This window comes from Chryseobacterium defluvii (genome assembly GCF_014204415.1).
GTDB lineage: Bacteria > Bacteroidota > Bacteroidia > Flavobacteriales > Weeksellaceae > Chryseobacterium > Chryseobacterium defluvii_A.
Map to the genome: position 1 here is coordinate 291,139 of NZ_JACHLE010000005.1, position 11,531 is coordinate 302,669.

The 11,531-nt window shown below is 41.0% G+C and carries 4 protein-coding genes; all 4 read right to left on the bottom strand.

The genetic code is table 11. The features are described from left to right. Window positions 1-68: 68 nt before the first annotated feature. The 4 genes from HNP38_RS16015 to HNP38_RS16030 all read right to left on the bottom strand — a co-directional run bounded on the left by HNP38_RS16015 (window position 69) and on the right by HNP38_RS16030 (window position 11,522). The gene (locus tag HNP38_RS16015; protein ID WP_184191334.1) at window positions 69-3,065 is read right to left on the bottom strand and encodes a VIT domain-containing protein; all 2,997 of its coding nucleotides are present in this window, start codon (window positions 3,063-3,065) and stop codon (window positions 69-71) included. A 220-nt stretch (window positions 3,066-3,285) separates the two neighbouring features. Then, on the bottom strand, window positions 3,286-3,813 hold the full coding sequence (locus HNP38_RS16020; protein WP_184191336.1) for a hypothetical protein: 528 nt from the start codon (window positions 3,811-3,813) through the stop codon (window positions 3,286-3,288). A 36-nt stretch (window positions 3,814-3,849) separates the two neighbouring features. Further along, on the bottom strand, window positions 3,850-4,383 hold the full coding sequence (locus HNP38_RS16025) for a hypothetical protein (RefSeq protein ID WP_184191338.1): 534 nt from the start codon (window positions 4,381-4,383) through the stop codon (window positions 3,850-3,852). 80 nt (window positions 4,384-4,463) lie between these two features. Beyond that, on the bottom strand, window positions 4,464-11,522 hold the full coding sequence (locus HNP38_RS16030) for a GEVED domain-containing protein (RefSeq protein ID WP_184191340.1): 7,059 nt from the start codon (window positions 11,520-11,522) through the stop codon (window positions 4,464-4,466). Window positions 11,523-11,531 lie beyond the last annotated feature (9 nt).

Sequence of the window (11,531 nt, forward strand, 5' to 3'; positions counted from 1 at the left end):
AAATTTATGATGTTGTAAAAAAGCGCCCGCATTTCTGCAGACGCCCTTACTAACTTCTTCTTCAAACATTAAAACTCAAATTCTCCTATCAATATTCCTTTCTTTTTTTCTTCTCCGAATTCTTTCTGATTCTGAAATACAACTATTTTTCTTTCCTGCCTTCCGGTGGCATAATTAATATAAACCTCAGCCATGATCGCTGTGGGCCCTGCTATGCTTACCTGGTTTTCACCGAAAAAATTGGTCTGGATCTGGTATTTTCCTTTTATTGCTTTTTTCAGCAGAAACTGTTCCGGCCCGAAGCCATCGGTAAAATCATTGCTCATTCTTCCTCCGATCTTAGTTTCATTATGGGAATAGTCGCAAAGTTCTTTATTCGGGTCTGTAATCCACAGATCGATATCCGTATTATCTTTATTCCAGTTAATCACCACTCTGATGTTTACGGGCAGGTCTGCAATTAATTTAGGATTGATATTTTTCAGATCAAGCTTATTTCTGTGGCTGCTGATCAGCTGGTTCATTTCCATGATCACCGTTTCTTCAATCCCGTCATCCCGGTCGGCCAGCTCATGGGTATAAGATTGGGTAAGAACTTTATACAAATTATCCAATGCTGCCTGATACTGCTGATTATCCTGTAATGCCAATGCATAATCCCTGTAACTTTGAGGATCAAAAGGCCTCCATTCCAATACTTTCTGAGCTGCCCAAAGCTCTTTATCGTAAACTTCCGCATGCTTTAATTTGTATGCCAGTAATTTATATAATTCTTCGTTTTCAATATCCAGGTCTGCAATGGAACTTAATACTTTCAGTCCCGTTTTTTTATCATTATAATTAAAAAGCAGCTGGGAAATATCAAAATAATACTGCGGAAGGCCTGCGTAGTCTTTCCTGTATCTGAGGTAGGCCTGATAAATAGCTTCAGGGGTTTTAGCAGATTCAAAAAGCTTCATATACTCGGCACTTGATCTGATATCAACCGTCGTGATTTTCCCTCTTCTCACAACGACATCTGAAATTTCTTTTGTCTTTACGGAATCCACCTGTCTTCCGGAAACCGAAACTCCGGCTGCTCTTCCCTCAAGCTCCTGAACTACCATGGGAGAAGCTACTGCCTGCATGTCTGATGATTTTACCACAGGAGGATCAGGAGGAGATTCCACAGAAGCAGATGCTCTTGGTGTATTTATCTGAGATCCATAGCCCAATAGTACAACTTCTTCAATTCTTGTATTCCTGCCTGAAGAATCGCTATCATAATATGGCAGTTCCCTGTATACCTCTTTCTTATTTTTATAATCTGTATTCCACCATTTTTTCAGGCTTTCTGCCATGCTTTCTGCATCATCCATCAGGTCTTCTGTCCATTCGTCTTTTTCTTCTTTCCTGTCTTTTATTATTTCATCGTATGCAACACGCAATTCTGCAGGCGGAATAATATTATACCGGACATAATCTCCTACATTCTCCAGCACCATTAAGCTCATATTATTACTTACCAATCCATATTTCCTGCTCAGATCCCTGATCTCATTTTTATTCTGCTTTTCAAAAATCTCAAGCTCATTCAGTTTTTTCTGAGCCCAAAACTGTGAGATCTGCCATCCTTCTACAGCTTGTTGGTCTATATCCAGAAAAACGGTTCTTACTTCAGTGACCTCATCTCCATAACCGAATAAAGCTTTTACACTTGTCCGGCTGCCTTTTAAGATTCCTGTTAACACAAAATCTTGTGAAATAGTTTGTGTTAAAGAAGGGTAAACTTCCGTCAATGAGGCATTATTTTCAATTCCTATAAATTTCAAAGGCTGGTATAATAGTTTTCTTACCTCGTTTTCGGGCTTACTTTCATTTAAATTTAAAAACTCGCCTCCCGTTTTACTGCTGATAAACTTCAGCTGATTAAAATTCACATTATTGGATGAAGAAATGGTATATATCGGTTTTTTCCAAACCAGATCCAGGTCTCCAAAAGAAGAGAGCCCGTCTGTAAAGAATAAGACTTCATCTTCTTTTAAGGATTTTAGCTTTCCGAAATCTGTTCCTCCGTCATAGGTAACTGTGGATAAATAGGCTTTTAGATCATTCCAGTTGCCGTTATTTATTTTAAAGCTTTTCCCTTCATCAAATGTGTTACTGATGAAGTAGGTTTTTACCGTAAGATTTTTGTTGATTTTAAAATATTCTTCCAGCAGAGCCCATTCTTTGGTATGGTCGCGTTTTAATCCACTTAAAGAATTATCCCAGACGATCGCTAATCTGCCGGGCAGTTTTTTTTCTCTTTCTTTCGGATCAATTCTCATATTTGTAAGGAAATATGCCGAATTTCCTGAATTTTTCTGCAATAATACATTCTGGTCTGAACTACTTTGAGGAAAGCTGATCTTTAAATTGTTTGACGGTTTATATTTTGTTTTATGGGTTTCTGCAATCCATGCATTTCCTTTCTTCACAAAATCAAAGCTTCCATCAGGTTTTTCTTCAAGCTGAGGTGACAGGGTATTTTGAAAAACACTGGTTTTAATACTGAACTCAGGGATCTCAGATGAGTAGTTCAGGGGTAAAAAATACAGATAGTTGCTGCCTGCCTTTTTCAATTCGTAATTATAGGTAATCTGTACTATTCTCTCTCCTCCGTTTGCATTGATGGGATAAATTCTGGTACGGAAGTTATTGCCTTCCACTTTTTCTAAAATACCGGGATCTATGTTTCGTTTTTCAATGGTTTCAAAAACTTCTTTGGCTCTCTCTTTTTCCACAGGAACGGCATCCCTCAGTTTACCATTGATATCAAGGGCATAGCCACTTACATTCACTCCTTCAGGCAAAGGAAAGGTCAGCCGCCCTTCCATCAGCCGGTTTGAATTGTTTCTGAAAACCATGGTCACCACATTGGTGGAAATTCCGCCGGTAATTTTGGTCTCAACACTAAGCTTCTGAAGAATGACCTGACTGTTTTTATCAAATCCTCCTTTCTGATCAGCTACCTCAATCACCGGGATCTGCGCCCGGAACAAAACTGAAAGAAACAACAGGAACGGGATATACAAGCTTTTCATACGATCTTTATTTTTTAACAGGTTATATCTATAAAGATGCAGGAAGTAAGCAAAAGGTTGGAAAATGATTAAAAAATTTATAAAAAAGAAGAAATTTATAGTGTATTATCAGTTCTTCAGCAATAAAAATCATACTATTTTTTTGATCTCTTCACAATTAAATAAAAATCCCCAATCAAAAAATTCGAATGGGGATATATAAATTAAATCTTATACTTTTCTAGGGTTTCCAAAATGTCCATACTTTTCCGTTATATACGGCTAACATTTTGTTGTCCGTATCATAAACCAGCATTCCTGCACTTGGATTTATGATATTCAGATGCGGGCTTGCCACTTTGGGTAATATCATGGCCTTATCTTCGTCAGCAAGTACTAATATCCCTTTGGTAGTATTGTCGGGATTTCCGGTTGAAACAATTGATACTTTTGCACCCGGCTGCTCTGTTTTGTCATTCCCCTGAATACTCAAATCCGCTGTTCCTGTAGGATCTACACTTAGATCAAACCAGGTATCGGTATCCTTCAGATATTTAACCTTAAAATCCGTTGCATCGTAGATGATGGTTCCATTTTCAACAATTCCCGACTTGTCTGTAACATACGGAAGCACCATTCCCTTATTTTCATCATCTCCAAACTCCAGAGATACGGAAATATTAGTAATATCGCTCTTTCCTATTGCAACCTGTGACCTGACATTCATGCTGATCATTACTATTACTGGTATTATTATTTTTTTTATCATATTCAATATTATTTTAATCAGATAAAGAAACATGTATTAATGATTTTCGGAAAATTCCATTAGCTCAGGGTCTGTATAGCGGACCGACAGGTAATTCTTCCTTTCGATATCATTATTATTCATACTTTGATCATCTACTCTACTAAAACTTAATATATCGTCTTTCTTAAGCTGTATCTGAAAACGATATACCCCCTGCGGTGATAAACTTCCCTGCTCTGACCGGAAAATTTCTTTGCCATTCAGGTTAACCGAATAGTAGGCCTGCCCGGCCTTTACGGCTTCTTTACTTATTCCTGAAGAGATATTTATTCTATATATTCCATCTTTATTTATGGTCATTTCATTATTGTTCATAGAAACTTCATTTTTATTTTCTCCTTCAATAATGGAATTTGAAAAGAATATCATTCTTTTATCCATTCCTGTTTCCATAAAACCTCTTCCTTCAAAAGAATATATAGGGTTTTTATCTATAACGGCTTCTTTCCGTTGTGAATAAGCCGGGCTAAAAATCATCAGTAAAAGGAGTAAAGCCGGAATTTTTATGTGTATTATTACTTTTTTCATTTTTATGAATTTTAACTTGTAAATTTTGGATAAAGACAACAGAAAAAATCTGTTGCCATTATCCATTATTTAAACTTTAATTATTCAGGACATGCCTGTGTACTGATACAATACCATCCTAATGGCCCACCATCTTTAGAGGTGTACATCTTGAGGCATTTATTTGTTGTATCGTATACCAACATCCCTTCCACAAAATTAGCAGCCGGAATTCCCACCGGATTTCCTGAACCATCAAAAGCTATTCTATTCGGAACAAACCCTTTTGTTTTAGATTCCAGTACAAGCCATGCACCTTTACGTACAGCCGGCCAGTTATCTGATATCGAATGGGCCCTGTCTAAAGATGTAATACCGACTTTGCTAATTAATGCTTCTCCTTCCGTTCCTGTTGCTCCTGATTCGTAACAATATTCTTCACAGTCAGGATTCCAGTCAACAAAATAATCTTCTACTTCCCCATCCGGAGCAGCCAAGAAACTACGCTCGTCCGCAGCAGTAGCAGTATCATCTGTAAGTTGCTCACTGGTAAGGCGCAAACGTACAAAGCTTCTCACAGTACCAGTACCACATATTTCAGGATTATCTGCCCATGTAAGCGCTATGCTTTGTTGCGTTGCAGATGCCGGAACATTTTGTACAACAGCTTCTTCCGGTTCAAAGGTTCCGTTATAGTTCCAGTCGATAAACCCGTACAGATATGCCGTTTCTCCTGTATTATTGGTAAGAGGTACATTCAATGTATAAGATGTTCCTGCTGTTTTTACAGGCAGTGTTCCTGTAAACGCATCTTCGTCATCAGGTACTCCTTCATTATCATCTCCCAACGCATCATTACTGCTTCCTGTAACGGTAAACTGTGGTCCGTCTTCGCTGTCAGGGGCATTATTACCTAATTTAAGAGGATTTTCATCTGCCGTGTATAAAATCTCATGAGATGCTTTATCATTTATACCTCCAAGATTATAGTTGTCATCCAGATCTCCGTAATCAAGTAACTTATTACCGCACACCTGGCCGATTGCAGGAGTGAGCTCAAAATTATATTCCGTAGGGGTCGCTGTACATCCGCTACATCCATCACTACCGTCTATAGTATGCCCTACATATCCAAATCTCTCACTACCTGATCGTACGGCAACCGAAATATGTCCACCTGCTTCTACATACATCATATTACCATCCAGCGTTTTCGTTCCTCCCATGTCGGTCACAGCCGTCAGTATGCTTGTACTGGTAGGACTTACCACTCCACTTCTGGAACCTGCATTGGAACCTGTACTATAGATTCTTTTGTCTTCTGTAATTACGCTGAACAGCGTCCCTTCTGTATTGTCATGGTTACTTGCAGAGATCCATCGTACAGCAGGGATTGGTTTTGAAACATCTGCCTGATTTCCTGCTGCATTAGGCTCCTCATTCACCCAATTAACAGTACGCCATGTGGTGGAATTAATTGTATTTCCTAGTCCTAACTGTCCATTGCTGTTATATCCTAATACAATTGCTTTTCCGGCACTATCTCTAAGGAAATATGACGTGGCTGCAAAGTTTGCAATATCCTGCTGCTTCACAGGAAGACTGATACCCGAAGGGGTTGTCATTTTGGTAGCATAATTCTTATTAGAAGCCGGCTGCCCGTCTCCTAAAAATACATTGGTACCCCATGTATAGAATTCGTTACCATCCGTGGCTATGGCAGATGCTCCTGCTGAACGCACATCTTTCATTCCGGTAAGAGGAACTCCCGCAGATGTCATCACCTGATGCCATCCTGCTGTGGTTATATTTCCGTCTCCCTGTACATCACTTCCTATTGTATTGGAATACACCCATACTTCTCCTGTTTTAGTCAGAAGCATCAATGACCCCACATAGGCAGAAGAAAGCCCTGCATCCATCATGCTTATAGTTGCAGCTCCAATTCCGGCTGGTAATGCTACCTGCCTGAAAGCCGTACCTCCGGAAAATACTACAGGGCTACCACTTGCATTAGCATTTCCCTGACCCCATACATATAATCCTCCGGATGCAAGCAACATATACTGGTGATCCCATGCATTAGAAGCTCCTGTTGCCAACAACGGAACTCCTGAATAATTGTACCCGTTTGCCTGAATTACTTTTACAGGAGTCATCTGATCTCCCCCACTTGGAGCAGCACTGTTACCAAAAACCAGAAAATCTCCGTTCTTTAGCTTCACAATGTTACCGTGGAAAAGAGCTTGTAAAGGATCCATCACTCCCAAACGGTCATCATCGTTGGTACATTTTATAGTGTCGGTTGTATTTGGTACTGCCGGCAGATAGTAATCCTCCACTTCTCCATTTACAGGTGTAGCATAAGCTCCTGTATTTAATCCGTCTCCTATGGAGCGTTCATCTACATTATCTGTAGAAGTGTTATCTGTAAGCGCAGTATTCGCCAAACGAACCCTCATGTACGTATAATTTGCCGTACTTGTATAATTAGGAAGGGCCCAAGTAAGTTTGGAAATATAATCTCCGGAATTCGCAGGCACGTTTGCAGAGGTATATTCATTCGCTGTAAATCTTCCGTTACCGTCCAAATCAATCCATGCATGCAATGTTGCAGCAGAGGCAAGATTATTTTTCACTTTAATCTGTGTGGCATATTCTGCTCCTGAATAAAGTGTAGGCAATGGCAGATCTACTCCATCTTCATCCAATCCGTCTCCGTTGGTTCCATTGTTATCTGCACCAGCGGCTACACTTTGCGGACCGCTTTCAATATCTGCAATACTTCCAATCATCAAATCCTGATTCCGCAGATGACGGGCAACAATAGTAGCTCCTATGAAGTTTTGTTCAAAATATACAGGAACATCTCCATAATCAAGCTGTGTAGTTACAGGTATAACATGATCTTCCACCTCACCATTATAGATGACAGGTGCTGCTTCATATATTCCTGTAGCTGCCCCATCAGCTAAAGCCCGCTCATCCAGAAGGGTTCCACCGTTATTATTTAATGTTCCTTCTGATAAACGTAATCGTAATTTTAACTGACCCGGACTTCCTGCAACTATATTCTGTGCCGCTGTCCATCCAAGGGTTACATATCCGTTGGTTAAATCAGGGACAGATACAGTCGCAGCTTCTGCTGTCTGGAAAAGTCCATCATTATTAAAATCTATCCATCCATAAAGGTTTTTTGAAGATCCTGTACTATTATAGGCCTTTACCCTTACGGAATATGCATATCCTCCGGATCCGTATATAGAAGATGCTTCCACGCTGTCTTCATCATCTACTCCTGTCGTATCATCTCCGGTTGCTCCTGCTGATGTTTGCTTGGCTGTTTCCAAATCCGGCAATGCATCTCCAATGTACAATGCACTGCTGGCAGCCTGTCTTGCCGGTGCTATAATACCTGTATTGCTTGTATCATAAGTATCTGCAACATCACCATAGTCATAAGTGGCGACCACAGGCAATTTATAATCTTCCACTTCTCCGCCAAAAGCTGTTCCATAAATACCGGTACTAAGTCCGTCTCCTATAGAGCGCTCATCAAGCAAAGCATTGCTGTGATTACCCATCAATGTACTCTCCGATATACGCAAACGCATATACAAATTGTTTACTCCAACAGGAACTGTTGATGATAGGGTGTTTAACCACGACAATTGTACTGTCTGCTGTACAGAAGAACTCGGAACGGAGATTGTTGCGACCTCAGAAGATTCAAAATAACCGTTATTGTTAAAATCAATCCATCCGTAAAGACTTTTGGCAGATCCTGTATTATTGAACACGCTTACATTGGAATAATAGTTTGTTCCTTTGTAAACCGGCATCATTGTAGTAATACCGTCTTCATCAGTACCGTCAGCATTAGGACTATTATTATCCGCACCGGAAGCAACCGTATTTGCAGATGCTTCAATATCTGTGGTAGCTCCTAACCTTAAGGCAGAAGATAATGACTGTCTTGGTTCTACATTAACCCCGCTTTGGTTCCTTGAGTAATTGGCAGGAGCATCTCCATAGTCGTATATATTATTTACAATATTAAACTGATAGTCTTCTATTTCTCCTAAAACAGTACTTCCTCCGTAGCTTCGGGTATCAACTAATGCTGTATTTCCACTGTTTGAATTGCTAAGAGTAGAAGCCATCAATCTTAACCTTACATATGTTTTTCCTGCTGCAAGGACAGCGGCAGAAGCATTGGTAGCAGTCCATGTAAGAGCCAGGTTACCCGTAGCCCCTGCTGCTATTGAACTGTTTGTAACAGCAGCCTCATTCCCATTGAATATTCCGTCTCCATTGAAATCTATCCATCCGTAAAGGTATTTGGTACCTGCTGTTTTTGCAAATACAGGAACACTTACAGTAAACTGACTGCCATTGGTAATGGTAAGCGGTGCCGAAAAAGCATCTTCATCTGATCCGTCCCCATTTGTTCCGTTATTATCTGCTCCTGCAGCAACACTTTGAGCTCCCAATTCGTAATCTACCCCAGCTCCCATATAAAGATCCGGTACTGAACTGTTAGGCTGGAAAGCAGGATTACCGTTTTCATAAGAAGCAGGTGCATCTCCATAATCCCTTACCACCTGTAAAAGATAATCTTCTACTTCGCCAAGAGCCACTACTCCATATGATCCGGTATTCAAACCATCACCTATGGCACGCTCATCTACAACTGCGTTCGAACTATCGCCAAAATTATTGACGTCTCCCTCAGACTGAATAAGCCTTACCCTCATGTATACTGCCTCTGTTGAGGTAGAAATAGCAGAGGTCTGTGCAGCCGTAAACGGTATTTGTACAATATATCCACCCGGAGGGGCTGAGTATGTATAACTTTCACCTGACTCAAATCTTCCGTTATTATTGAAATCAATCCAGGCAACTAATGTCGCATTGGTCCCTGTATAATTCTTAACTCCTATACTATATCCGTTATCGGCTCCCGGATTGATATATAATGGTGTAGAAACTCCGTCTTCATCCGAACCTTCTCCATTGTTGCCATTATTATTTGCCCCCATGGCCACGGAAGCAGGTGCTGCTTCATGATCCCAGGTAGTTCCAAGATATAAATAGTTAGTAGCATAATTTCTTGCCGGCTTGAAATTGGCAGGAGCGGTTCCGCTCATATCCATATCATAACTTTCCGGAGCATCTCCGAAGTCATAAAGATTATTTCCAACCGTGAAACGATAATCTTCAACTTCTCCAAAACCAGGTAAAGTATATACTCCGGTACTTGCTCCGTCCCCTACAGAACGTTCGTCAATACCTGTGGTACTGGAATTATCTGATCCTGCTGTTGCCGTAAGCCTTATTCTTGCGTATACATTTGTTACCCCGACAGGAATCTGACTTGTCTGGGCTCCTCTGAACCAGAAATTCACAATGGTTTCTCCTGTAGCTACTGCCTGGTATCCGTTTGTGGTACCTGTAGTTGTAGCGTAAGCTGCTTCATCAGCCTGGAACTTACCATCATTATCGAAATCGATCCATGCCATAATGTTGGATGCTGTTTTCGCATTTACACTTGTAAAGAAATTAAGCGGAGCACCTCTCGTAATTACAGATAATCCCAGTCCGTCCTCGTCTGCTCCATCTCCATTGGTTCCATTATTATCAGCTCCTGCTGCTACATTCTGTGCAGACTGTTCTTCATCCACAATCATCCCAATGGTATATAACGGATCTGCAATTTGCCTGGCGGGAACGAAAGTACTTGTATTGTTTGTATCATAACCTACAGGTGCGTCCCCGAAATCGTAACGGTCAACCGATAACTGATAATCTTCTACTTCTCCGAAAGGAGTGGTAAGTGCATTTACTCCATTGGAGTTAGATGTAGCACCATTTCCTATACTTCTTTCGTCAATCAGTGCGTTATTCGTTCCTGAGCCAAAATCCAGTAAATTCACATTTGACAATCTCAGTCTCATGTAAATTTTTGTCGTACCGGATGTGATTGTTGCTGTTTGGGCAGCGTTCCATGTAAGGGCTGAGATCTGCTCTCCTGTTCCTGTTACGTTCACCGTTGCAATCTCACCGGACTGGAATCGTCCGTCACCATTCAGGTCTAACCAGCCATAAAGATATTTTGTGCCGGTTAAAGTAGCCGGTATATTCACCGGTATATTAAGGGTATATGCCACTCCTCGGCTTACACTCGCAAAAGTGGTGATACCGTCTTCATCTGATCCGTCTCCGTTGGTACCATTGTTATCAGCTCCTGAAGCTACACTGCCCGGCGCTGTCTCCACATCCATAAGGGTTCCTATGCTGAAGCCGGATAGTGGGGCATGCAATGCAGGTAATGGACTACCAGCTATATTGTTCTCAAATGTAGCCGGAACATCTCCGTAATCGAAAGTGTCCACTACGCTGATCTGGTAATCTTCAACCTCTCCGTTGGATGCAGGAATATAATCTGAGGGGTTAGAAGATGACACGGTTCCAAAACCAATACTTCTTTCATCAAGATCCGCTGATCCTGTGCCCGATGTATAATCATTCAGACTCCTGTCTGAAAGTCTTAGTCTCATGTATAGTTTAGCAGCTCCTGAAACTATTGTACCCGTCTGTATCCCGCTCCATGATAAAGCCTGGGTACTGCTTCCGGTTGTTGAAAAAGAGGTCGTTGCAAACTCTCCCGCTTCAAATTTACCGTTGTTATTAAAGTCGATCCATCCATACAAATATTTTGTGCCGGAAGACGGACTGGTTACCGGGATACTTAAAGTATAAGGAACTCCTTTTCTGATCTGGTTGGAAGAAACAGTAACAGCCTCTTCATCTGATCCGTCTCCATTGGCACCATTATTATCTGCTCCTGCTGCTACACTCTGTGGCCCCTGTTCAATGTCCGGAACGATGCTGCCCAATGACAGACCCGTAAGGGAAATATGAGCAGCGGGGTTGGATACTCCGTTTCTGTCATTCTCATAACCTGCTGGAACATCTCCATAATCATAGAGATCTACAGACAGCTGGTAATCTTCAACCTCTCCGAAAGGAGCAGTAAGCGCGTTAGCTCCATCATTATATGCCGCAGCTCCATTTCCTATGCTTCTTTCATCAATTAAACCGTTGTTTGTGCCGGAATAAAAATCCAGTAAATTCACATTCGACAATCTCAGTCTCATGTAAATTTT